We start from the raw sequence: 25032 nt of genomic DNA, 5'->3' as shown, positions 1-25032 counted from the left end.
GATCCAATTAAAGCGGTCATGGGCAACAACAAGAACCAGGAAATTGTAAAAAACGTCTTCACTACCTTTTTGGAGGAAAACGGGCACAGAAAAACACCCGAGCGCTATGCCATATTGCAGGAAATCTATGAGCATGAAGATCATTTTGATATAGAGTCGCTCTACATCATGATGAAGAACAAAAAATACCGTGTAAGTCGCGCTACATTGTACAATACCATTGAGCTTTTGTTGGAATGCAAATTGGTACGCAAGCATCAGTTCGGGAAAAATCAGGCGCAATACGAAAAATCCTATTTTGATCGGCAGCACGACCATGTGATCTTGACCGATACCGGGGAGGTCATGGAATTTTGCGACCCGCGCATCCAATCCATAAAAAAGACCATCGAAGAGGTTTTCGATATTAAGATCACCAATCATTCGCTGTACTTCTACGGTACCAAAAACCAGGAAGAGAATACAAACAACTAACCAAATACTTACATGGCAGTAGATTTACTACTAGGACTACAATGGGGAGACGAGGGAAAAGGAAAAATCGTTGATGTACTTACCAAAGACTATGATATTATTGCACGCTTCCAGGGAGGTCCAAATGCCGGGCACACCTTGGAGTTCGATGGTATAAAACACGTACTGCACACCATCCCCTCGGGTATTTTTCATGAAAATGCCATCAACGTAGTGGGCAATGGAGTGGTCATTGATCCGGTCATTTTTAAGAAGGAACTGGACAATCTCAAAAAATTCAACATAGATATCCCCGCCCGATTGCTTATCTCCCGTAAAGCCCATCTGATCCTACCCACCCATCGTTTATTGGATGCGGCTTCGGAAGCAGCCAAGGGAAAGGCCAAAATAGGATCCACACTAAAGGGCATAGGCCCTACCTACATGGACAAAACAGGACGTAACGGCATGCGGATCGGCGACCTGGAGTTCACGGATTGGAAGTCAAAATATAGAGCTTTGGCCAATAAGCACGAGGCCATGATCGGTTTTTACAATGTAGACATTCAATATGACCTAAAGGAATTGGAAGCGGAGTTTTTCCAAGCGGTATCCGCATTACAGCAACTGAAATTTATTGATAGCGAAGAGTATCTTTTTAAAGCGCAAAAAGAAGGAAAAAAAATACTGGCCGAAGGAGCTCAGGGTTCCCTATTGGATATTGATTTCGGCACCTATCCCTTTGTGACCTCTTCCAACACCACGGCAGCAGGCGCCTGTACTGGTCTTGGGGTGGCCCCAAACAAAATAGGTGGGGTTTTTGGTATCTTCAAAGCCTATACCACACGCGTGGGCAGCGGTCCTTTCCCGACCGAACTCTTTGACGAGGACGGGGCGACGATGGGCCGCGTGGGCAACGAATTCGGTGCCACTACCGGTAGACCAAGACGCTGCGGCTGGTTAGATCTGGTGGCGTTGAAATATGCAGTCCAAATCAATGGGGTAACGCAACTGATGATGATGAAGGGCGATGTGCTCAGCGGTTTTAAAACCCTAAAGGTCTGTACCGCCTACCAGTACAAGGGCGAAAAAATCACCCATTTACCCTATAATATTGCCTCCGAAAACGTACGCCCGATCTATACCGAAATGCCCGGTTGGGATCAGGACCTGACCAAAATGAGCACGGCCAAAGAATTGCCCGAAAACCTAAACGCTTACATAGACTTCTTGGAAAAAGAGTTGGAAGTGCCCATTAAAATTGTATCCGTGGGGCCTGATCGGAAGCAAACGATACATAGGTAAACGCTGGGGTTCGTCGCCCCAAACCCGTTATAAAGACCGAAATGAAAAATGCACTTTTATTCCTATCGCTTTTTCTTTTAAACATTGGTTGGTCGCAAACAACTTCCCAAAAAATCGTTTTTACCGAGGGTGCACTGGCTTTGACCGAACAGCAGGTGACCTATGATCCCAGTTATTTCTCCATAGATTACCCCAATGGCGATGTGCCAAGCGATAAGGGCGTCTGCACGGATGTGGTAATCCGGGCCTACCGAAAAATAGGCATCGACCTGCAACGGGAAGTCCATGAGGATATGAAGGCCAACTTTGAGCGATATCCAAAGATTTGGGGTCTAACCACCACAGATAGGAATATTGACCATAGAAGGGTTCCAAACCTAATGACCTTTTTTGAAAGGAAGGGGGCCAGTAGGGCAATTACCGCCAAAGCAGATGATTATTTACCGGGCGATATCGTTTGCTGGAATTTGGGTGGTGCCCTAACCCATATCGGAATTGTAGTGAACAAAAAATCCGGTGACGGGAAAAGGAATATGATTGTCCATAACATAGGCGCCGGACAGGTGCTGGAAGATTGTCTTTTCGATTTTAAGATCATCGGGCACTACAGATATGAAACGGAATAGCACAACCGTTCCCACTTTGATCGGCGCTAATATACGCCGACGGTTCTGCTGCCCTAAATGTTCCCTTGACCCTATTGGTTCAATATCAACCTAAAAAACCTTGTCCTATGTTGCACAACGTAAAAATGAGGGTGGTGCAAACTGCAAAAAACGGCATCGTAAACAAAGACACGATCTTTCATTTCAGCCAAAGCGGAAATGGGGTAAGCGCACACTATTCGGGAGGCTCCATAACCCAGGGATACCTGGTGGGCCAATTGGAGGGCGAGTTATTGCGTTTTAGCTATTGTCAAATACGGAGCAGTGGGGAACTGGACCATGGAAAATCTAATTGCGTACTTTCCAGGGAGGCGGGAAAGTTACAGCTCGAGGAACAGTTTACAATGACTACGGGTCAAAGCCTTGAAAAGGGGAGAAATATGTTCCGAGAACTATGAAATTAGTGGCTGTATACAGCCTATACACAAATGTTACAACGGCAATCCCGATCTTTCGCCTTACCCAGTTATTGATGTAGATGCCTCCTTGCTACGTTTTTACCCGCGTATTACGTTTATGTTGTTTTTCTCATACTATCACCATCCGTCCACCTTGCCCACAACACCCTTGCAGAAGAAATCCTTGATGTGCAAGGTATCTACCGTAGAATGATGGCTTCAAGGGTATCCTTTTAAAAAGTCCGGAACACGCAGACCCAAAACAAGAAAAATTGATATCGTGGCCATTTTAAATGACCTTGTTTCGTATAGATTTTTGTACAGATTTTTGCCCAGTTGTCTTTGTTATTTCCCGCACTATTTTGAGTGTAACTTCGCTCGGTCAAAACCTATGTTTTAGTTTAAAAACGCATGACTCTTTTAAACTTCATTTCGGGAGTTATCGGATTGCTCATCCTATTTGCGATCATGGCGAGAATCCAGGACAAGGTGGATTTGTACAAAAAGAAGCGAAAAAAAAGAAAATCAGACCGCCCATTACCCTAATACAAGATAGTTGGTAGCTCCATCAAATCATCGATTTTGACCAGCTGATTTTTAATTCAAGACGATTAAAAAGTATCCCCTTGACATGGGGTGTAATCGAGGAGGCGATCCAAGCAGTAACGGCGAGGCAGGAAAGTTACCACTCGAGGAACAGTTTGAAATGACTACGGACCAGTGCTTGGAAAGGGGGAGCAATATATTCCGGGAGCTATGAAGTAAGTAATCCTGCCCCTTCAAAAAGGAGGTAGCGGTTATTCTATCCCATCTTTTACCTTAACCGCTTATTGGCGTAAAATCCATATCTTTAATGGCCTTGATTTTTAATTGAAGTCCCTTGAAAAATATAATCACCTTATGTTTATTGCTTCCTATGCTCGGAAACGCTCAAAATCTCTGTGATCTTAAGGAAAAAGCCCAGGTAGAACAGTATATCGTGAATAACTACCGGATTTCAGGAACCCCTTATGAAGGTTTCAAAATATACGGGGGCGAAACCAACTCCTTGGAGATTCCAGAGACCATTACCATGGCTTGGGGCGACTTTGATCACGACGGCATCGAAGATCTGTTTGTTCACGGAGAGGCTCATTTTAAGCGATACCAGCAGACCATTAAGCAAGCTGAAATGCTTATTCTGACCGGCAGAAAAAAAAAGCACAAAAAAATCACCTTTCCGAAGCGTTATTTCAGGAAGGGAATTAACCCCGTGCGGCCCTATGTCCAAATTCTCAAAAAAAACACCAAGGCCTATCTGCTGCTTTCCGTTCAAATGTCAGGGGCCGGCACAAAATTGTCCGAACAGTCAGTGGACACGCTGTACGTAAAAAACGACCACCTTATGCCCTATAGTGCTGACCCGGATAAAGAAGCGGTTGTTAAAATCGAGTTCAAAACGGACTATTGCTATGGTACCTGTCCCGTATTCGAGATTGTCATGGACAAAGGCGGGCATGTTCGTTATAAGGGAATAGACCATGTAGTGCAGCGCGGGGAAAAGGATTTGCAATTGGACCAGGCAGATTGGGCATATATGTCCGAGTTGATCCAAAACATTCAGCTTAGAAAGCTCAAGGATATGTATTCTGTAGACCAAACCGACAACCAAACGGGATACTTAACGGTACACTACGCTGACGGGAGCATCAAAAAAATACAGGATTATGGTTTGGCGGGCAGTTACGGACTATCCGTTCTCTACGATTATATTTTTGGGCTGATCGATTTTTGAGCCCTCCTAAATCTATCCCAATCTTTTTATCCCCTCACCAAAAAAAACCTATTTTTGGGGCAAAATATCGAATATTGCGCGCGTTAATTGTTTTTGGATTCTTTTTGCTTGTCAGTTCGGTTTGTTCCGCCCAAACAGAGGTAGAGCAAAAGCAAATCAATATCGTATACGGGGCCAATTTCACCAAGGACGAGGCCCAGTACCCGGGCGCATCGATCTTCAGCAAGGACGACCGCCAGGTGCAGTTTGAACATGAGGGTGCCGATCTTTGGTGCGATATTGCTATTTTCTATCAAAAGGAGAACCGGTTAAAGGCCATAGGCAACATACGTCTGCAACAGGGAGATTCCGTGCAGATGACCAGCGGTAAGATAGACTATGACGGCAATATAAAATTGGCCAAGGCCTGGGAAAATGTGGTGCTGGAGAATGGCCAGATGACCCTGAGAACGGATACCCTGCGCTTTAATCGGGAACAACAACAGGCCTATTACGAGGATTTCGGGACCATTGTGGACTCTGCCAACACCCTTACCAGCCAAATTGGACGGTATTTTATGGAATTGGACAAATATCAATTTTTGGACAAGGTACACATCCAGAATCCGGAGTACACGGTAGACTCTCAACAATTGGACTACTATACCACCTCCAAAAATGCCTATATGTACGGCCCCTCCACCATTATCGGAGAAGCCTATAAAATCTATTTCGAACGTGGCTTTTACGACACCAAGGTAGAAAGCGGCTACGGTATTAAGAACACCCGTATAGATTACAACAACCGCATTATAGAGGGAGATAGCGTATATTTTGACAAGGCCACCGAGTTTGCCTCGGCCACCAATAACATCAAGGTGACCGATACCGTTAATCAAGGTATCATTAGGGCCCACTATGCCGAGGTCTTTAAGGCCAGGGATTCGGTTTTCGCCACCAAACGCGCGGTATCCATAAGCCTGGTGGAACAGGATTCGCTCTATATGCACGGAGATACGCTAATGGTGACCGGGAAACCGGAGGCGCGGATTCTCAGGGCCTTCAGAAACGCCAAGTTTTACAAGACCGATCTTAGCGGAAAATGCGATTCCATTCATTTTGATCAACGCACCGGAATTACCCAACTCATTACAGAACCCATTCTATGGAACGGTGAAAACCAAATGACCGGAGACAGCATCCATCTCATATCCGATATGGAGACCGAAAAGCTCGATTCCCTAAAGGTGCTTAACAACGCCTTTGTGATTTCCTTGGACAGTATCGGTAAAGTAGGCTACAACCAAGCCAAGGGCAAGGACCTTTTTGGGCAGTTTGTAGAGAACGAGCTAAAGATTATTGACCTGATCAAAAATACCGAGGTCATTTACTATATGTACAATGATGACGATGAACTCATAGGCATTGACAAGACCATTTGCAGCGAAATACGCTTGATCATGGCCAATAATGACATTGAGGACATCACTTTTTTTACCAACCCGGACGGTGACATCTTCCCGGAAAAAGATCTCCCTGAAAATGCCCGTAAACTAAAGGGTTTCATTTGGCGTGGCGATGAACGGATCATGACCAAGGACGATATCTTTGATGAGGACGATAACAACATCACCTTGGTCACTATCCAAGGCGTAAACAATCCCATTGACTTTGAAAATGAGGACGTAGAAGATGGGCAAGGGATTTCCAAACCGGAAAAACCTAGGGGCCCTCCGGAAAAGACAAGCGTAAAAACCACGGAGACAGGTATCGTTTTTAAGGTCCAGTTATTGGCCAGTTACCGGGATATTCCTTTGAAACCGGAGGAATTCAGTGGTCTTGACCCCCTTTCAAAAGAAAATTTTCAAGACCTCATTAGATACATGTACGGGAACGCGGCCTCCTACGACGAGGCCCTGAACCTAAAATTGCGTGCCGATGCCAGAGGGTATCCCGAAAGTTATATTGTAGCCTATAAGGACGGTGAACGGATTCCGGTTTCGGAAGCCCTGGAATACCTCGACGATGAATAAGGGGTCGTGAAGATGAAAAAGGACTTTCTAAAATATCAGGCCCAGACCACCCCCCATCCATTGGCTATGGAAGTTTCCCATGCCCGGGGCAGTTATATTTACGATCGCGACGGGAAGGCCCACTTAGATTTTGTAGCAGGGGTTTCCGCTTGCAGTTTAGGACATTGCCACCCCAAAGTGGTCACTGCTGTAAAACAGCAGTGCGAACAATATATGCATGTGATGGTCTATGGGGAATACGTGCAAAAACCCGCAGTGGCCTACACCAAGCTCCTAGCTTCCCTTTTACCTGCACCTTTGGAGAGCACTTATCTGGTAAATTCGGGTACCGAAGCCATGGAAGGAGCTATGAAATTGGCCCGCAGGGTTACCGGACGATCTAGGATTATAGCAGCGCACGGGGCTTATCATGGAAACACCATGGGAAGTTTGAGCCTTATGGGCTACGAGGCAAGAAAAAGTACTTTTAGACCCTTGATTCCCGATATCGGTTTTATCCATTTCAACCACGAGGCCGATTTGGAAAGGATTACGGAAAAAACGGCTGCAGTAGTACTGGAGACCATACAGGGCGGAGCCGGATGTATAGCACCCAAAACCGATTATCTGAAAAAGGTACGGGAACGCTGCACGGAAATGGGAGCCTTGCTTATCCTAGACGAAATTCAACCCGGGTTTGGCCGCACCGGAAAACTCTTTGCCTTTGAGCATTACCATTGTGTGCCGGACATCCTGGTCATGGGCAAAGGAATGGCTTCCGGGCTTCCTGTAGGCGCCTTTACAGCTTCCAAGGCCATGATGGACACCCTTCAGCATCACCCCTCCTTAGGCCATATTACCACGTTTGGGGGAAATCCGGTAATTGCGGCGGCAAGTTTGGCCACCCTGACCGAAATCAAGGAAAGTGGGCTTATTCCGGCCTGCCTGGAAAAGGAAAAATTGATCAGACAGCTGCTAAAACACCAATATATAAAGGAAATCCGCGGAAAAGGACTTATGCTGGCACTCCTTATGGAAAATGTAGCGCAGGCCAATTATGTAATACATGAATGTGCAAAAAAAGGACTGATACTTTTTTGGCTGCTGTTCGAACCCAAGGCCGTTCGTATCTCCCCGCCCTTGACCATTTCAGAAGAGGAAATTAGGGAGGGATGCGCCCTAATCCTCGAAGTATTAACAGCTTATAAACAATAATTTGTTAACTAATTTGTTAATAATATAGCCCAAGTCGGGAATTAAAGACAGCCTCAAAAGGTTATTTTTAATTCCATAGTTTAACCAAAACGTTCCTATGGCGTTAGATGCTAACGAAAGACCAAGCCGACCATTAGCCAAGTTTGAGTCCATGCTGAAGACCGATGATGTCTACTTCTTCGATGCGGAGGACTTTGAAGACATTATTCACTACTATCTCAACAACGGTAAGGTGTCCTTGGCAAAAAAAGCCATCAAAATAGGACTGCAACAGCACCCGGATTCCATTGAGCTTAAACTTCTGAGCGTAGAGGTTCTGGTTTTTGAGAACAAATTGGAGGTTGCCGAGCAACTGCTCGACGAACTACAGGTCCTGGACGGTTCCAACGAGGAAATTTACATACAGCGCGCCAACATATACTCCAAGAAGGACAATCATGAAGCGGCCGTAATCCTTCTCAAAAGAGCCCTTGAAATAGCCGATCACCATATGGATATCTATTCCCTACTGGGCATGGAATATCTGTTTATGGACAACTTTGAGCTTGCCAAGGAAAATTTTATGAAATGCGTTTCCATAGATGAGCAGGACTATTCTTCTCTCTATAATGTCATTTACTGTTTCGAGTTTATGCAAGATTATGAGGGCGCGATTTATTACCTGAACGATTTTCTGGAACGAAACCCTTATTGTGAAGTGGCCTGGCATCAACTGGGCAAGCAGTATTTTTCAAAAAAAATGTTCCCTGAGGCCCTCACCGCCTTTGATTTTGCCATTATTGCCGACGATTCCTTTATTGGCGCCTATTTTGAAAAGGCCAAAGTGCTGGAAAAAATGGGAAATTACAACGAGGCCATAGAAAACTATGAAACCACCATCAGCCTGGAAGACCCTACTTCACACGCCTATCTGCGCATTGGAAGATGTCATGAAAAGCTGGGGAACGATGACCTGGCCAAGTACTATTATTACCATACCGTACATGAGGATCCCCTTTTGGATAAGGGCTGGTTGGCTATAACTGATTTTTATTTCCGAAAGGAAAATTTTGAAAAGGCCCTTTATTACATCAATAAGGCCATTAATATCGATGGGGAAAATCCCTTATACTGGAAAAAATGCGGTAAAATACACGTCGCCTTAAGAAACTACGATGAGGCCGATTTCGCCTATAAACAAGCGGTAGATCTAGGCAACTATGAGTTGGACACCTGGTTAAATTGGGCCGACGTGGTCCTGCTGAACAAGGACGTGGATTCTGCTGTGCAAATCCTATTGCAAGGGCTGGAATTTTACCCCGAAGAGGCCGAGATACCCTATAAAATGGCAGGCGTTTATTTATTGATGGCCAATACGGGCAAGGCATCGGAAAGCCTGGTCAACGCCCTAACACTGAATGCCGAAAAACTTCACCTCTTCCTGGAGGCATTTCCACAATATGCCGGCACGGAATGGACTAAAAACATAATTTCAGATATGAAGCGGGCTCCCAGATAAAAAAACTACTTTTGTTTTTTTAATTTTATGGAAAACCGAAACCTTCTACACTATTTGGTAATTGCCCTAAAGGGTATGGCCATGGGTGCAGCAGATGTGGTGCCAGGTGTATCCGGAGGGACCATCGCGTTTATTTCAGGCATCTATGAGGAACTCATCACCTCCATTAATCAAATAAATATTTCGCTCTTTCATACGCTGCGAAAAAAAGGTTTCAAAGCCTTCTGGTCACAGCTCAACGGGAATTTTTTGTTGGCCCTTTTCCTCGGCATCTTTATCAGTTTATTTTCACTGGCCACTTTGGTAAGCTGGCTCTTGGAAAACGAACCCATACTCCTATGGTCTTTTTTCTTTGGTCTGGTATTGGCCAGTATCTTTTTTGTGGGCAAGGCCATTGCCAAATGGAAGCCGGTCACCGTTCTGGTATTGTTATTGGGAGCGGCCTTGGCCTATTATATTACCATCTTGCCACCTATCGAAAATACGGCAAGCCTTCCCTTTCTTTTTTTATCCGGGGCCTTGGCAGTTTGCGCCATGATCCTACCGGGAATATCCGGGGCATTTATCCTGGTGCTCCTAGGTTCCTACAAAACTATTCTGGATGCCGTTCACGAGCGTAATCTGGCTCTGGTAGCCACGGTGGCCTTGGGCGCCGTTTTTGGCCTGTTGAGTTTTGCAAGACTTTTAAAATGGATGTTTGCCCATTATAAAAATATAACCCTGGCTCTTTTAACCGGTTTCATCTTGGGTTCCCTTAACAAAATATGGCCCTGGAAACAGGTTTTGGAAACCCGGACCTTTGGCGATAAAATTGTCCCCATTCGGGAACGGAGCATTTCACCTTTCGCATTTGAGGGAGATAACCAATTAATCCATGCCCTGGTCCTCGCCACCATTGGATTTTGCCTTATTTTTATGCTCGAAAAAGTAGCTGCTAAAAAATAAGGACTGACCCATATGCACAAACCAAGAACATTTTTGGATAAGTTTTTTCTGGTCATCAAGGGACTTTGCATGGGTGCTGCCAATAAGGTTCCCGGAGTTTCCGGCGGAATTGTGGCCTTTGTAGGTGGGTTTTACGAAGAATTCATCTATTCACTGCAAAAGATTAATCTAAAGGCCTTTAAACTGTTGGTCAATGGCAGGTTCAAAAGCTTCTATCGCTACGTAAACGGGCAGTTTTTATCCTTATTGATCTTTGGTATGCTCGTGAGCTATTTTAGCGTTTCCAAGTTGCTCGATTATTTCCTGGAACAAAAGGAGCTTTTTGTCTGGGCCTCTTTTTTTGGCATGATCCTGGGCTCTATTTATTATATCGCCAAAGATTTTGATCAGTGGAACAAAAAAACCGTGCCTATGGGGCTGGCTGGGCTTATCATTGGCATCTCCATCAGTTTTTTAAGTCCGGCAAGGGAAAACGACAATCTTTTGTTCATCTTCTTTTGTGGTATGATCAGTGTTTCGGGCATGACATTGCCCGGACTATCCGGCTCCTTTATACTTATCCTTTTGGGGAATTATGTGTTGCTTTTGGTAGACTCGGTAAACGCGCTCTACGATACCTTTGGAGAGGTCCTCAGGGGCGATTTTAGTTTCACCCAGAACACGGAACGTTTGAACATTTTAAAGATACTGGCCGTATTCGCCACGGGTTCCGCGGTGGGCCTGGTGACCATCTCCCATATCCTGAGTTATGTGCTAAAGCACTACAAACACATTACCACGGCGGTCATTATCGGTTTTATAACCGGATCATTGGGCGTGGTTTGGCCCTGGAAAAGAACGATGTATAAAATGGATCAGGCCGGGCAAATGGTCATGGATTCCAATGGTAAGGGAATCATTGTAAATTACGAACGTTACCTTCCCAATTTTTCCGAGGTGGAAACTTGGTGGGCCCTCCTTTTCGTTATCTTGGGAATTGGTGTTTTATTGGCATTGGACTGGTATGGTAAAAATGGCGCACAGAAAAAATAGATACGGGCTTGTTGGGCGGAATATTTCCTATTCCTTTTCCAAAGGGTATTTTACCCAAAAGTTTATGGCCCTTGGGCTGAACGGATATGTCTATGAAAATTTTGATATCCCGGCCATCAGTGATTTTCCGGAACTTATTAGGGACCGCTCCAACTTGAGGGGGCTCAATGTAACCATTCCTTATAAAGAGGCCGTTATTCCATATTTGGCGGCATTGGATCCCGAAGCGGAAAAAATTGGTGCGGTAAATACCATTGTGTTCACGGATAAGGGATTAATAGGGTATAATACCGATGCCTATGGCTTTTTGAAAGCCATTGAGCCTTTTATAAAAAAACACCATACAAAAGCATTGATCCTGGGCACGGGCGGGGCATCCAAGGCCGTTGCCTTTGTCCTTGAAAATTTGGGCATAGTGTACAGCGCGGTCTCCAGGCATCCCAAAAAAGGACAATATGCCTACCAGGACCTCAACGAAGCGCTTTTGGAGGAGTATACGGTCTTGATAAATTGCACTCCCCTTGGAACGCACCCCAATGTTACGGACAGACCCGGGATACCGTACCAATTTGTTACGTCTCGCCATTTACTCTTCGATCTGATCTACAATCCGAAAAAGACGGCCTTTTTATTGGCCGGGGAAAGCAGAAACGCCACCATCTGCAACGGGCTAAAAATGTTGGAATTCCAGGCCGAAAAAGCATGGGAACTATGGAATACCCTGTAAATAAGGCTTCGAATCTCCTTTTTTATCAACTCCAGCAATCAAAAAACCCCTTAAAGAAGTTTCATTACCTTTGTTGTAAGGAGCATTGTTAATAACTTAGTAATGGAAACCTGGCATCAATCAATAAACATTCGACATGTTGGAAGAGAAAGACGAGAAACTACAGGAAAGTGTAGGGGGAGAAAAAAAATCGGAAACTACTGAAAAACAATCAAACTCAGAGAAAAGCACCGAAATTGCACTCGAAAACCCCAAAGAAGAGAAGGTCGTGGAACCTATGGAGCAACCGGCAGATGACGTGGAAGTAGAGCAGCTGGAAACTACAGTGGCCAAGGAAGAGAACAAAACCTCGGAAGCCCCCCAGGCGCAGGAAGAAACACCCTCAGGGGAAAACGCATCAAACCAGGAAACAGCCTCCGAACCTGAGGAAGAAAAAAAGACCCCGGCTTCATCACCCAAAGAGGAAGATGTTATAGAGGAGATAGAAGAGACCAATGCAGAGGATGCAGAGGACACAGATAATCATCACCGGCATCACATCCCCATGTTGGACTATCATTCCATGTCCATGGAAAACTTGGTGGGTGAACTTCAGAAGTTGATCCGGACCGAGAAGGTCCAGGCAATCAAAAAACATGTGGACGGTATTAAGTACGAATTTGATCTAAAATTCCAGGAATTCATAGAGCATAAGAAAGAGGAATTTGTGGGCCATGGAGGCAATGAAATTGATTTTCGATACAATTCCGTTACCAAAAGACAGTTCAACGAGGTCTATTCGGAGTATCGGGAAAAACGTAACCAATATTACAAAAACCTAGAACAGACCCTTAAGGAAAACCTCTCCAAACGTTTGGAAATCATTGAGCAGCTAAAAGGCTTGGTAAATGTTGAGGAAGATATCAATACCACCTATAAAAACTTTAAGGACATTCAGGAAAGGTGGCGAAATGCCGGGCCAATACCCCGTAACAACTACAATGATGTATGGCGGACCTACCACCATCATATCGAGATATTTTATGATTTCCTACATCTGAACCGGGAACTCCGCGACCTTGATTTTAAACACAATTTAGAAGAGAAACTTAAAATTGTGGAACGCGCCGAGGCCCTGGTAAAGCAGGAAGACTTAGGTAAAGCCTTCAGGGAACTGCAAACGCTCCACAAGATCTGGAAAGAGGATATAGGTCCGGTGGACAAGCAACACCGTGAGGAAATATGGGACCGTTTTAGCAGTGCTACCCGGGCCATGCATTTGAGACGGCAGGAGTACTATAAGGACATTGAAAAGGTATATGAGCAAAACCTGATCGAAAAGAATAAAATTATCGAGTCCATTTCCGCTGTGGCATCAAATGTGGCCACTAACCATAAAGCGCTACAGCAGCAAATTAGGGAAATAGAGCAACTGCGCGAGACATTCTTTAAGGCAGGGAAAGTACCCCAAAAGGTGAATGAAAAGACCTGGGCGGCATTCAAGGAAGCGGTAAGGGCCTTTAACCGTGGTAAAAATGCGTATTACAAAAACCTCAAAAAGGACCAACAGGAGAATCTGGACAAAAAACGGACCTTGCTAAATTTGGCACTTTCCCTGAAAGACAGTGAGGATTGGGACACGGCAACCCCAGAAATGAAGCGGATACAGAGCGAATGGAAGAAAATAGGCCATGTCCCCAGAAAGTTTTCCGATAAGATATGGAACGAGTTCAAAACGGCCTGTAACCACTACTTTGACCGTTTACATGCCCTTAAGAATAAGGCCAACAAGGAAGAGGCGGATAATTTTGAAAAGAAAAACGCCTGCTTGAACAAACTTAAGGCCTTTGAACTCAGTGGAAAAAGGGATAAGGATTTAGAGGCAATCAAAGGCTTTATCGAGGAATGGAAGACCTATGGACGGGTACCGTTCAACAAAAAGAACATCAATGCAAAGTTCAATAAAATTCTAGATGCCCTTTTCAAGAAACTGGATATTGGCAGACAGGAATCGGAGCTTTTAAAATATGGGAACAAAATTCAGCAATTGGCCAAAAGGGAAGACGAACTGGCCATTTCCAATGAGCGGACCTTTATCAGAAGAAAGATAGATGAGAGCAAGAACGAGATTCGGCAATTGGAAAACAATCTTCAGTTCTTTTCCAATGCTTCCGAGGACAGTCCCGTGGTAAAAGAAGTAATCAAAAAGATAGATGCCCATAAAGAGGCACTTGAGACCTGGAAGGCAAAACTCAAAAAACTTAATATCATGGAGAACAATCTGCACAGGGAGCAAGAGGCTGCCGATGACGCAGACGCTTCGTCCGAAGAGGAATAGGCTTCCCCTTGACCATACTAAACAAAAAAGGGGCCCGATCGGGCCCCTTTTCATGGATAATATAGACCGCTATTTGGCCACGTTAACAGCCCGTGTTTCACGAATAACCGTGACCTTCACCTGTCCAGGATAAGTCATATCGGTCTGTATTTTTTGGGAAATTTCAAAGGAAAGTTCGGCAGCCTTATCATCGCTGACTTTCTCACTTTCTACAATGACCCTTAGTTCCCTACCGGCCTGAATGGCATAGGCTTTTTGCACGCCTCCAAATCCAAAGGCAATGTCCTCCAAATCCTTCAAACGCTGTATATAGGAATCCAATACCTGTCTCCGGGCCCCTGGTCTTGCCCCACTTATGGCATCGCACACCTGTACAATAGGCGAGATCAGGGTTTTCATTTCAATTTCATCGTGATGCGCCCCAATGGCATTGCAGACATCAGGTTTTTCCCCATATTTTTCTGCCCATTGCATGCCAAGTATCGCATGCGGTGTTTCTACTTCCACCTCAGTGTTGGGCACCTTTCCAATATCGTGCAACAGACCGGCCCGCTTGGCTAATTTTGGGTTTAATCCAAGTTCCGCGGACATCACTCCACAGAGTTTGGCCACTTCCCTGGAATGTTGCAATAAATTTTGTCCGTAAGAGGAGCGGTATTTCATACGGCCCACTGCCTTTATCAATTCGGGGTGAAGCCCATGGATTCCCAGGTCGATTACCGTCCGTTTCCCAACTTCCGCGATCTCTTGCTCTATTTGCTTCTCCGTTTTCCGCACAATTTCTTCGATTCGCGCGGGATGGATTCTCCCATCGGTTACCAACTTGTGCAGCGATAAGCGTGCAACTTCCCGGCGTACGGAATCAAAACAGGAAAGGATTATAGCCTCGGGCGTATCATCAACGATAATTTCCACACCAGTGGCAGCTTCAAGGGCTCTGATATTCCTTCCCTCTCTACCGATGATCCGTCCTTTTACGTCATCCGATTCCAAATTAAATACTGAAACACAATTTTCTACCGCTTCCTCGGTTCCGATGCGCTGTATGGTATTGATCACTATTTTCTTGGCCTCCTGCTGCGCGGCAAGTTTGGCCTCCTCCAAAGTGGTCTGCATATAGGCCATGGCATCTGTCTTAGCGGTTTCCTTAAGCGATTCCAGCAACTGACTTTTGGCCTCCTCCGCCGATAGGCCAGAGATTACCTCCAATTGCTGTACCTGACTTTTATGCAGCTTCTCCAGTTCCGATTGTTTTTTGTCCAAGAATTCGCTTTTGTGATCAATGGCTTTGAGCTTGGACTCCAACTGTTCGTTCAGCTTCTTGTTCTTGGCCAGTTCATTGCTAATCAGCGACTCCTTATCCCGTGCCCGTTTTTCGGACTCCCCTATCTTTTTGTCCTTGTTGATAATGACCTTTTCATGCTCTGCCTTTAATTCCAGGAACTTTTCCTTTGCCTGAAAAATCTTGTCTTTCTTGATGTTCTCACCTTCTTGTTTGGCGGCCTTCAACAGTGAAGAGGCCTCTCTTTTTGCATTGCTTATGGTCTTGGACGCCTTGCCTTTCTCTAAAAACTTTGCGATGACAAAACCGATGACCGCCCCAACAATACCTCCTATTATTATTGATGTAATATCCATAGTTTCCAAATTAGTTATAAAAAAAGCCCACATTGATGGAAGTCTTGTACAAACTCCAATAAACAGGTTTAGGGCTACCAAGCTGATCAAGGATCCTTATACTAGTAAGGCTTGCTTTTACAACCTAAACTCACCCTTTTCAAACAAATTAGTGTTGAGTTCGTCAAAAATTATTTACCAATGTGGGCAGTAACTTTACTGTTATTTCAAAAGAACTTATTTTATACTAAGCTTGGAATTCACAAGCTGGTCCAAAGCCTTTAAACGCTCTGTAACCTCCTTGGTGTTCTCCATACTATCAATACCTTTCTGCTCGATCTTGGAGGCAAACTGCAGGGCACACATGGCCAATACATCCTGTTTGTCCCTTACGGCATAATTTTGTTCAAACTTTTTGGCCAATTGCTCTATGTTCTTGGCCGCTTTTCGCAACCCTTCTTCCTGACTGGGATCAATGGTCAAAGGATAGACCCTGTCCGCAATAGAAAGCTTTATTTTGAGCTTTTCCGCCATAATTTAATTGAACATTATTCAGCGAGTTGGGCAATGCAATGGTCCAACTCCCTAATCAAAGTATTTATTTTAAGCTTAGCTTCCGTTTTATTTGTATTACTGCCCATCATTGAGTTTGCCATCTTGAGCGATTTATACTTTTCCTCCCATTCTGTTCGGGAGCCTTGGGTAGTTTCATTGTCCTGTCGTAAAGCGATCACTTCCTCTTCCAACCTTCTATTAGCTTGGTTAAGCAGCTCTAATTTGTGCAGTAACTTGCTAATTTTGTTTTCTAAAGAATCAACAATTTCAACTAATTCACTCATATGCAAACCTCAATGCATTTTACACAAAGTTAACATACATCCATCGACTTCGCAATACTTTTTCCATTTATTCTTCAAGTAATACTTTAATTCCTTTTATGCCAGAAGTATGAAGACTAGGGCTTTTTTTTTAAGAGTTTTCATTGATTCAACGGTATTAATTACTTTCGTACCAACTTATCCTTATTATGAGATTACCCATTTTAACGCTTTTGCTATTTTTTTCGATTCATGGTAAAGGACAGGAAAATTATCCCAAGGATGCTTTTCGCCCGCCTTTGGACATTCCGTTGATTTTGGCTGGGAGTTTTGGAGAACTCCGGTCCAACCACTTTCATTCCGGTATAGACATCAAAACACAACAACGGCAAGGATTGCCGGTATATGCCATTGGTGACGGAACGGTTACCCGAATAAAGATATCCCTATGGGGTTACGGAAAGGCCATGTATATTGCGCATCCCAATGGATATACTTCGGTTTATGCACATTTACAGAAGTTTGCTCCAGAAATAGAGGCGTACATAAAAAAGATCCAATACAAAAAAAGGGCTTATGAAGTGGAGGTTTTCCCGGACTTCGGGGAACTAAAAGTGGAAAAAGGCAAGGTAATAGCCTATAGTGGCAACTCGGGCGGTTCTTCGGGTCCACATCTGCATTTTGAAATACGCAGCAGTATTTCCGAGAAACCCACCAATCCCCTGCTCTATGGCCTGGAAGTTAGGGATGCTACCAATCCCACTTTTTTGGGACTTTACGGATATCCCCTTTCCAAAAATGCCCAACTGAACCAAAGCAATGAAAAGGTACAGATCAACTTTAGCCGACAACAGGATGGTTCCTTTTTAGCCGATACCGTATATGCGGCAGGCACCATTGGCTTTGGTTTCAACGGCTTTGACCGACAGGATCTGGCCGCCAATAAGAATGGGGTCTATAGGGTACAACAATTGGTAAACGGAAAGATTTACTCCGATTACGATTTTGAAACGTTTTCGTTCATAGAGACCCGATATATAAATACCTTGATAGACTATGCACACTTTGGGGCCTATCAACAGCGCGTGCAACAGTGTTTTAGGGCGCCCGGTAATCGTCTCAGCATCTACAACCAACTGCACAATGATGGGAAAATAGTGGTAAGGGAAGGGCTGTCCTATACCGTGGAGATCCTGATAACGGATTTTGAGGGGAATGCTTCCCGAGTGCGTATTCCCATAGTAGGAAAAAGGCAGGAATTGAAGATTGTGAAAAAAGACGTCAAGACAGACCATTACATTATCGCAAAAAAACCAAATAACTATGATCTGGGGGCTGCAAAGGTGTATTTTCCTTCCAATACGTTCTACGAAGACTTTTATATGGACCTAAAGAAGGGGAAGGACACCGTTACCATTCACAACAACAAGGTACCCGCACACCGTAATTTCACCATAACGTTCGACACCTCCAAATACTCGGACAAAGAACGCCAACAGCTCTTTATTGCCCGTCTCGACAAAAGGCGGAGGCCAAATTATGCTTCCACCTATAAAAGGGGGACTACCTTTACCACCCGAACGCGAAACCTGGGTACCTACACCTTGGCCAAGGACACGGTGGCGCCAAAAATAAGGACCAAAAATTTTAGGGAAAAACAATGGCTTACCAATTATCGCTATCTAAGCCTCCATATAAGCGATGACCTCAGCGGCGTGGATACCTATTCCGCGACACTCAATGGGGAATGGATACTTATGGAATACGAACCCAAGACGCGGACGCTGACCTATAATTTTGATGATATTATCCTGGACAAGAAACAGTGCGAACTAAAAGTGGTGGTTACCGATAATGTGGGGAACAAAGCTACCTTTAGTACCACTTTCTATAGAAAATAAATGTGAGCCGCCCTAAACTACTTTTTCTTTTTATAGGTTTGTGCTTTACCGCCATGCTAAGCGGACAGACCGCCGCGATTACCGGCGTTGTTCTGGACGAAAACAACAATCCGCTTCCGGACGTGAATATTAGTTCCGGAGACAAGGGCACCTCTACCGATAGCAACGGATTTTACATCTTGCAGCTGATTCCAGATCAAAAAACAACGCTTACCTTTTCCCATTTGGGCCATGAGAACATAGTGCTGGAAAATTTGATCTTGTCTACCCATGAAACCTTTGAATTTAATCCGGTGATGAAGGCCGATGCCATTCAGGTAGATGGAGTTGTGGTTACTCCTACCGGTGAGAAAAGTGTGGAGGGTATTACCACCCTCACGCCAGAGGTCATTCGCCGAATCCCCGGGGCCAATGCCGGGGTAGAAAACGTGCTGAAACTATTGCCGGGTGTTTCATCGAGCAATGAGCTCAGTACCCAATACTCGGTTCGTGGCGGAAACTATGACGAAAACCTGGTCTATGTAAACGGTATTGAAGTATACCGTCCCTTTCTAGTACGATCTGCGCAACAGGAAGGGCTAAGTTTCGTCAATGCGGACCTGGTACAGGACGTAGTGTTTTCTCCTGGGGGTTTCCAGGCCAAATACGGCGATAAACTCTCCTCCGTACTGGATATCACCTACAAAAACCCACTGGCATTCGAGCTTTCGGTGAATGCAAGTTTATTGGGTGCTGCTGCTTCCTTGGGCACGGTTTCAAAGAATAAAAACTTTACAACGGTTAGCGGTGTCCGATTTAGGGACAACAGCCTCTTGGTGAACAGTTTGCAGACCGAAAGCAATTTTAATCCCACCTTTGTAGACCTTCAGAGTTATCTGACCTATCGCTTTTCGAAAAAATTCCACCTTAACTTCTTGGGCACGCTGTCCATAAACGATTATGAAAACGAACCGCTGACCAGGCAGACCAATTTTGGCACCTTGGACAATCCCATGGCCTTGTTGGTTTTTTATGAAGGTCAGGAGAACAATAGGTACAACACGGCCCTAGGGGCCTTAAAAGCGGACTATTTCACGAACGATCGGGTGCACCTCAATTGGGTTGCCTCGCTGTACCATACCACGGAGGAGGAATATTCCGATATCATCGCGCAATATGAGTTGGGAGAGATAGACACCAATCTGGGGAGCGATACCTTAGGCGAGGTTACTTCCTCACGGGGCCTGGGGTCGCAATTCAACCGTGCGCGCAACGATCTGGACGCTCTGATCTTAAATGTGGCCCATAGGGGCAAATTTTCGAAGGACCGTAAAGTGATGGAATGGGGAGTAAAGTATACCCATGAGGATATTCGGGACCAGATACGCGAATCCGAGTTCATAGACTCTGCCGGTTTTTCCATAAGGCCCCCTTTGCCCGAATTTATAAACAACCAACCTCAAGATCCCTTTACCGCCCCTATTGCTCCCTTTGAGAGTATAAGCGCCATTAATTTTGTAAAGACCAATCGGCTATCGGCCTTTGTACAATACAGTGAGCAGTTGCAATGGAACAAACATGATATTTATTACAATCTTGGGGTACGGGCGCAAAGATGGACCGTAAGCGGGGAAAACGTTGTTAAAACACAACAGACCATTGTAAGTCCCCGGGCCCAATTGGCCTTAAAACCTGATTGGAAAAAGGATATGCTCTTTAGAATTTCGGGCGGATGGTACCAACAACCTCCTTTCTATCGAGAGCTAAGGGATCAAAACGGGACGATACGCCCTGAGGTAAAGGCCCAAAAATCGGTTCATCTCGTACTGGGCAACGAATACAGTTTTGTGCTATGGAACCGCCCGTTTAAACTGGTCAGCGAGGCCTACTATAAAAACTTGGACCAAGTAAATCCATATACCTTGGAAGACGTGCGCATTCGTTATGCGGCGGATAACAATGCAAAGGCTTATGCCTATGGCCTGGAAATGCGTTTAAACGGAGCCTTTGTCCCAGGAACGGAATCCTGGGTAAGCCTGGGTTATATGAAAACCGAGGAAAATATAGACAATAGGGGCTATATCGCAAGGCCTTCGGACCAACGCCTGAAGGTGGGTATTCTCTTCCAGGATTACGTGCCCACTATCCCCGACCTAAAAATGTACTTGAACCTGGTTTACAACACGGGAGTACCTGGAGGTTCCCCAAATTTTGCCGATCCTTACCTTTTTCAGAACAGATTAAGGGATTATAGACGGGCAGATTTGGGAATTTCGTATATTTTTGTGGATGCGGACCAGCGGTATCCGAAAAACCACTGGCTCCACAGATTTAAGGAACTCAATGTGGGATTTGAAATTTTTAACCTGTTCAACAACCAAAACTCCATAACCAATACCTTTGTAAGGGATGTGGACAGCAAACTACAGTTTGCGGTCCCGAACTTTTTGACCGCCCGCCGATTGAACCTAATACTGAGTATGCGATTTTAGTAGTTATACCCATGAAAAGAGCCATCTTCTTATTTTTCGCCTTTACCGTTATCGGAGCAAGCGCTCAGAAAAACATCTTTGAGAGCAACAAGTTCGACGAGCTCAGTGAGCATCATAAGACCCTGGCCATTATCCCCTTTCTGACCAATTTGGATCTGGAAGAGGAGGTGTCAGGGGTAGAATTGAAGAACTTGGAAGAGAAGGAAGGGCGTGCAGTTCAAAATGCCTTGGAAACCTATTTTTCGAGAGGTAGAAAACGGAAAAAATTCTCCGTGGAGTTCCAGAATGTGGATAACACCAACGCCATACTCGCTAAGAATAATATTACCTATGCCAATATAGATATTTATACCGTCAAAGAGCTTTGCAAGATGCTGGGCGTGGACGGTATCATTAGTGGAAACCTAAACCTCAACATCCTGCTCTCGAAAGGGGTTTCCACTGATTTCAGTTTTATAGATTATATTCTGGGCGATGCCAATTATGGCAGAATAGGCATTAAGGTGAGCGATGGCCGTACGGGTAAATTGTTATGGAAATACGAAAAGGAAATCAATAAAAAATCGGGCAAGAATACCAATGCGCTCATTGAAGGTATGATGAAACGGGCAACCCGAAAATTTCCCTATGACAAGGAACGCGAAAGAAAAAAAGACCGAAAGAAAACCTAATTTTCGGCGAATTCCTTTAACACTCCAATGACATAATCGAGTTCTTCCTTACTGTTGTATATGGAAAAGGAAAAACGCAGCGAAGGTTTCTTAAGTTCTTCCTCGGGCAACAACTCTGAAAGCACGTGCGACCCCTTATCGCTACCTGACTGGCATGCACTCCCCTTGGAACAAGCAATGCCTTTGATGTCCAGATGGAACAGCAATAACATGGCCTTTTCGGGGCTAAAGGGCAAACGTACGTTGACCAAGGTATAGGTGCTTTTTTCCAAATCCCCGGAACAACCATTAAATTCGGACTCAGGAAGTGCCGCTTTTAAGTTTTCAATAAAATATCTTTTTAAATCCGTCACATAGGCTCTTTCCTTCTCCAGTTGGTCGTATGCGGCTATAAATGCCTGCTCAAGACCAACAATATTGTGGAAAGATTCAGTACCTGCCCTATATCCACGCTCTTGGGAACCACCAAAAATCATAGATTTTAAGCCGGTGTTCTTTTTTATGTAGGCAAAACCTACCCCTTTGGGGCCATGAAATTTATGGGCGGCCGCGGTGAGGAAATCTGCCCCAGTCTCCTGCACGTCCCATGGATAATGGCCAATGGACTGAACAGTATCCGAATGAAAAAAGGCACCGTATTCCCTGCACATTTGGGAAATGGAATCGATATCGATCTTATTCCCAATTTCATTGTTCACATGCATAAGGCTCACTAACTTTTTGGAATTATCTTCCTTTAGAAGCGCTTCAAGATGTTTGGAATCAGGGTTCCCTGAGGCGTCCAGGTCCACATAGTGTAGTCGAATGCCATACTCTGTCGCAAGGGCCTGGGCCGTATGCAGCACCGCATGATGTTCAATTTTTGAGGTAATAAGAGTCTTGACCCCTAGATCGCGTACCGCACCTCTTAGGATCATATTGTCCGCCTCTGTGCCCCCAGAAGTAAAAATAATCTCAGAGGGATGGGCATTCAAATATTTGGCAATGGTTTTCCTAGCACTTTCTACGGCCGTCTTGGCCGATCTTCCAAAACTATGGGTGGAAGAAGGGTTACCGTAAAATTGGGTAAGGGCGTCCTGCATCTTGGAGATTACTCCTTCCCTGACCTGGGTTGTAGCAGCGTTGTCCAAATAAACTTTTTGCATACAGCTATATCGATTTAGTAACCCGGCAAAAATAATGGAAATAAAGTTAATTTCTGTCTAAATAGAGGCAAACCTCTAGGAATATCCCTTTAATTTCATTTAAATTTGAAGCATGAAAAAAATGGCCCTTTTTGCAGTGTTCCTAGTGTTCTTTTCCTGCGATGATGGAAACCTACAGATAGAAGGAATAAATTTTGACAGCAGCACCATTCAATTTTGCACCTCACCGACCACTACAAGCAACAATGTTTTATTTAAGATCAATGAGGACGAAGCCCTTATTCTTGACCTGCAGAGCGGTGTGCTGCTAAACCAGGCCACCACAGACACCATTGTAAGCACCGTACCGGGACAGTCTACCTTGACCTACCGCATTTTTTCGGACAACGTGAGCACCAACTATTTCTGTGATGACATTCCCCCCACAACGCCCACGGTGGTGGAGGAAATAGTGGCAGAAGGTGGGGAAGTACTCATTACTACGTTACGCAGTGAAACCGATACCACCATGTACGAACACACCATACGCCTTAGGAGTATTTCTCTGGTCAATACTATCGGGGAACGAATTACCGACCTCACCATTGATGAATTTGGCACCGTTACCACACAGGAATAGGATACATAGCGATCAGGTGTTCTGAAAAATGTAGACTTCGGTCGCACCCAAACCATATTTCCGATAGTCCGCATCATAAAATTTTAGTTGCTCGTACCTTCCCAGTAAATAGGTGAGTTCCTCTTTTAGGATTCCCTCGCCCATCCCGTGGATAAACACCACCTTCTGGATCCGCTTGGCCATGGCAAACTCCAATTGCCTCTTGGCCGTTTCCAATTGAAGGGTCAATATATCGTGCTTGCCCAAGCCCTTGGTAGATTTTACCAATTTGTGGATATGCAAATCGACTTCCATTTTGGGGGCGCTCCGATCTTTGGGCTTGGCACGTTGCACCTTTCCTCGCTTGGATTCTTCTTTTTGGGCCTTTGCGCGGGCAATTTCGTAATTGGAGACTTTTAAAGCACTGGTATCGGAGATTTTAACCAGTTCGCTAATATCGTAGATCAAGGGAAATCCGTCGTCGGATCTTATCGTTACGGCCTGGCCAGCCAGTTGTGTTACGATACCACTGATGATATCGTCCAAAGTTTCTACTCGATCCCCTATTTTAAGACTGCTCATGGTGCTTTTCGGTTAATTCCCTTTCCTGGATCTCCGGAGAGGTGGTCCTTATGCGTGAGGTTTTGTAAATGCCAAGCATCAATAAAATAAAACCACTACTTTGAAGGTACACATTTTGGATCACCGTATTTCCAAAGGCGAGGAGCAATACACCTATCATAATGCAGATAAAATAAATGCGCTGTTTTGTTTTCATTGAGCAAAAATAATAGTATTTTTCAGCATTGGATTCACTTTTATCAAAATGGGATTGCTTACCTTTCTGTCTGTTGCCGAAGACTATATGATACCCTGCCTTAGCAAAAAATTATTGGGCATGGAATGTTTTGGTTGTGGACTACAGCGCTCTTTGGCTTTTTTGCTCCAGGGAGAGTTTCTGGCCGCTTTTAAAATGTACCCGGCCATTTATACCGTTATTCCTTTGTTCGGTATCCTGTTGGCCGATTATTTCTTTAAGATCAAATACGCCAATAAAATGATTATTACCCTAATGGTATCGAGTATCCTATTGATAGTGACCAATTTTATTTTAAAATTTATCTAATCAACCTTTAAATTATGGAACAACAAAAACTACCTAATGTAACCCTTGCCATTGTCCTAGTAATCCTAGGCTTTGTTTGTTGCTGTATTGCAGGCCTACCAGCCGCCATTTTGGGTGGTATCGCATTTCTCTTGTTGAGGAAGGACGAAAACAAATATAAAGTCAATCCGGATCTTTATTCCAATTACAGCCAACTGAAAACAGCAAAAATAGTAGCAATTATTGTCATGGTAATTGGAATTCTCTATTTTGCATGGTGGCTCTTTCAACTACAACAAGCTGGTGGTTGGGAAGCGCAAATGGAAAAAGCAAGGGAGATTATGGAACAATGGGGAGTTGAACAATAGAACCCTTAGGACTACTAA

General features: G+C 44.6%; 24 protein-coding genes and 1 other RNA gene. 18 read left to right on the top strand and 7 right to left on the bottom strand.

The window, feature by feature from the left end:
- Positions 1–18 precede the first annotated feature (18 nt).
- The 12 genes from ACRD67_RS13525 to ACRD67_RS13470 all read left to right on the top strand — a co-directional run bounded on the left by ACRD67_RS13525 (position 19) and on the right by ACRD67_RS13470 (position 14320).
- Positions 19–474: a Fur family transcriptional regulator gene (locus tag ACRD67_RS13525; RefSeq protein WP_430967748.1), complete on the top strand. Its 456-nt coding sequence runs from the start codon at positions 19–21 to the stop codon at positions 472–474.
- A gap of 12 nt (positions 475–486) precedes the next feature.
- Positions 487–1758, top strand: coding sequence for an adenylosuccinate synthase (locus ACRD67_RS13520; RefSeq protein WP_430967747.1), 1272 nt, complete (start codon positions 487–489; stop codon positions 1756–1758).
- 41 nt (positions 1759–1799) lie between these two features.
- Entirely contained in the window at positions 1800–2384 is a 585-nt protein-coding gene (locus ACRD67_RS13515; RefSeq protein WP_430967746.1) for a DUF1287 domain-containing protein, read from the top strand.
- Positions 2385–2491: 107 nt separating this feature from the next.
- A complete protein-coding gene (locus ACRD67_RS13510; RefSeq protein ID WP_430967744.1) occupies positions 2492–2821 on the top strand; it encodes an avidin-fold protein in 330 nt (109 codons plus the stop codon).
- A gap of 916 nt (positions 2822–3737) precedes the next feature.
- Positions 3738–4595 carry a DUF6438 domain-containing protein gene (locus ACRD67_RS13505; RefSeq protein ID WP_430967743.1) on the top strand — a complete coding sequence of 286 codons (858 nt, stop codon included), beginning with the start codon at positions 3738–3740 and terminating at the stop codon, positions 4593–4595.
- Positions 4596–4666: 71 nt separating this feature from the next.
- Entirely contained in the window at positions 4667–6607 is a 1941-nt protein-coding gene (locus tag ACRD67_RS13500) for an OstA-like protein (RefSeq protein WP_430968047.1), read from the top strand.
- A gap of 12 nt (positions 6608–6619) precedes the next feature.
- Positions 6620–7801: an aspartate aminotransferase family protein gene (locus ACRD67_RS13495; RefSeq protein WP_430967741.1), complete on the top strand. Its 1182-nt coding sequence runs from the start codon at positions 6620–6622 to the stop codon at positions 7799–7801.
- 97 nt (positions 7802–7898) lie between these two features.
- The gene (locus ACRD67_RS13490; RefSeq protein WP_430967739.1) at positions 7899–9299 is read left to right on the top strand and encodes a tetratricopeptide repeat protein; all 1401 of its coding nucleotides are present in this window, start codon (positions 7899–7901) and stop codon (positions 9297–9299) included.
- 27 nt (positions 9300–9326) lie between these two features.
- Positions 9327–10244 carry a polyprenyl-phosphate transporter gene (locus ACRD67_RS13485; protein ID WP_430967737.1) on the top strand — a complete coding sequence of 306 codons (918 nt, stop codon included), beginning with the start codon at positions 9327–9329 and terminating at the stop codon, positions 10242–10244.
- Positions 10245–10256: 12 nt separating this feature from the next.
- Complete coding sequence (locus ACRD67_RS13480) at positions 10257–11276, top strand: DUF368 domain-containing protein (RefSeq protein ID WP_430967735.1); 1020 nt, start codon at positions 10257–10259, stop codon at positions 11274–11276.
- A complete protein-coding gene (locus ACRD67_RS13475) occupies positions 11248–12003 on the top strand; it encodes a shikimate dehydrogenase family protein (protein WP_430967733.1) in 756 nt (251 codons plus the stop codon). The genes ACRD67_RS13480 and ACRD67_RS13475 overlap by 29 nt, the downstream gene beginning before the upstream one ends.
- A 136-nt stretch (positions 12004–12139) precedes the next feature.
- The gene (locus ACRD67_RS13470) at positions 12140–14320 is read left to right on the top strand and encodes a DUF349 domain-containing protein (RefSeq protein ID WP_430967731.1); all 2181 of its coding nucleotides are present in this window, start codon (positions 12140–12142) and stop codon (positions 14318–14320) included.
- 69 nt (positions 14321–14389) lie between these two features.
- Here the strand turns inward: ACRD67_RS13470 and rny are convergent, their stop codons facing one another.
- The 4 genes from rny to ACRD67_RS13450 form a co-directional block, all read right to left on the bottom strand.
- Positions 14390–15958: a ribonuclease Y gene (gene rny, locus ACRD67_RS13465; protein ID WP_430967729.1), complete on the bottom strand. Its 1569-nt coding sequence runs from the start codon at positions 15956–15958 to the stop codon at positions 14390–14392.
- A 50-nt stretch (positions 15959–16008) separates the two neighbouring features.
- Positions 16009–16118: non-coding RNA, 6S RNA (ssrS, locus tag ACRD67_RS13460), on the bottom strand.
- Between the two features lie 56 nt (positions 16119–16174).
- Positions 16175–16471: a cell division protein ZapA gene (locus ACRD67_RS13455; RefSeq protein WP_430967727.1), complete on the bottom strand. Its 297-nt coding sequence runs from the start codon at positions 16469–16471 to the stop codon at positions 16175–16177.
- A 14-nt stretch (positions 16472–16485) separates the two neighbouring features.
- Positions 16486–16776 (bottom strand): hypothetical protein, encoded by a 291-nt coding sequence (locus tag ACRD67_RS13450; protein WP_430967726.1) that lies wholly within the window; start codon positions 16774–16776, stop codon positions 16486–16488.
- 188 nt (positions 16777–16964) lie between these two features.
- On the opposite strand from ACRD67_RS13450, the gene ACRD67_RS13445 reads away from it, so the two are divergent.
- Genes ACRD67_RS13445 through ACRD67_RS13435 form a run of 3 tightly spaced genes read left to right on the top strand, consistent with a single transcriptional unit; the run spans position 16965 to position 21798 of the window.
- Positions 16965–18656: a M23 family metallopeptidase gene (locus ACRD67_RS13445; protein ID WP_430967724.1), complete on the top strand. Its 1692-nt coding sequence runs from the start codon at positions 16965–16967 to the stop codon at positions 18654–18656.
- A gap of 53 nt (positions 18657–18709) precedes the next feature.
- Complete coding sequence (locus ACRD67_RS13440) at positions 18710–21127, top strand: TonB-dependent receptor (RefSeq protein WP_430968046.1); 2418 nt, start codon at positions 18710–18712, stop codon at positions 21125–21127.
- An 11-nt stretch (positions 21128–21138) separates the two neighbouring features.
- Complete coding sequence (locus ACRD67_RS13435; RefSeq protein WP_430967722.1) at positions 21139–21798, top strand: hypothetical protein; 660 nt, start codon at positions 21139–21141, stop codon at positions 21796–21798.
- On the opposite strand, the gene ACRD67_RS13430 is transcribed toward ACRD67_RS13435, so the two are convergent.
- Positions 21795–22943, bottom strand: coding sequence for a cysteine desulfurase family protein (locus ACRD67_RS13430; protein ID WP_430967720.1), 1149 nt, complete (start codon positions 22941–22943; stop codon positions 21795–21797). The two genes, ACRD67_RS13435 and ACRD67_RS13430, sit on opposite strands and share 4 nt — an antisense overlap.
- A gap of 112 nt (positions 22944–23055) precedes the next feature.
- Here ACRD67_RS13430 and ACRD67_RS13425 point away from each other — a divergent pair, with 112 nt between their 5' ends.
- A complete protein-coding gene (locus ACRD67_RS13425; protein WP_430967718.1) occupies positions 23056–23562 on the top strand; it encodes a hypothetical protein in 507 nt (168 codons plus the stop codon).
- 12 nt (positions 23563–23574) lie between these two features.
- On the opposite strand, the gene ACRD67_RS13420 is transcribed toward ACRD67_RS13425, so the two are convergent.
- Together ACRD67_RS13420 and ACRD67_RS13415 are read right to left on the bottom strand one after the other, a co-directional pair.
- Positions 23575–24123, bottom strand: coding sequence for a Smr/MutS family protein (locus ACRD67_RS13420; RefSeq protein ID WP_430967716.1), 549 nt, complete (start codon positions 24121–24123; stop codon positions 23575–23577).
- Positions 24110–24319, bottom strand: a complete 210-nt coding sequence (locus tag ACRD67_RS13415; RefSeq protein WP_430967715.1) for a hypothetical protein — start codon at positions 24317–24319, stop codon at positions 24110–24112. The genes ACRD67_RS13420 and ACRD67_RS13415 overlap by 14 nt, the downstream gene beginning before the upstream one ends.
- A gap of 48 nt (positions 24320–24367) precedes the next feature.
- Between ACRD67_RS13415 and ACRD67_RS13410 the strand changes: the two genes are divergently transcribed.
- Together ACRD67_RS13410 and ACRD67_RS13405 are read left to right on the top strand one after the other, a co-directional pair.
- Complete coding sequence (locus ACRD67_RS13410; protein ID WP_430967713.1) at positions 24368–24667, top strand: DUF2752 domain-containing protein; 300 nt, start codon at positions 24368–24370, stop codon at positions 24665–24667.
- A 14-nt stretch (positions 24668–24681) separates the two neighbouring features.
- Positions 24682–25014, top strand: a complete 333-nt coding sequence (locus ACRD67_RS13405; RefSeq protein WP_430967711.1) for a CCC motif membrane protein — start codon at positions 24682–24684, stop codon at positions 25012–25014.
- Positions 25015–25032 lie beyond the last annotated feature (18 nt).

The organism is Eudoraea algarum (assembly GCF_050589645.1).
Classification (GTDB): Bacteria; Bacteroidota; Bacteroidia; order Flavobacteriales; family Flavobacteriaceae; genus JBNGOQ01.
This window is presented reverse-complemented; position numbering and strand designations above follow the sequence as displayed.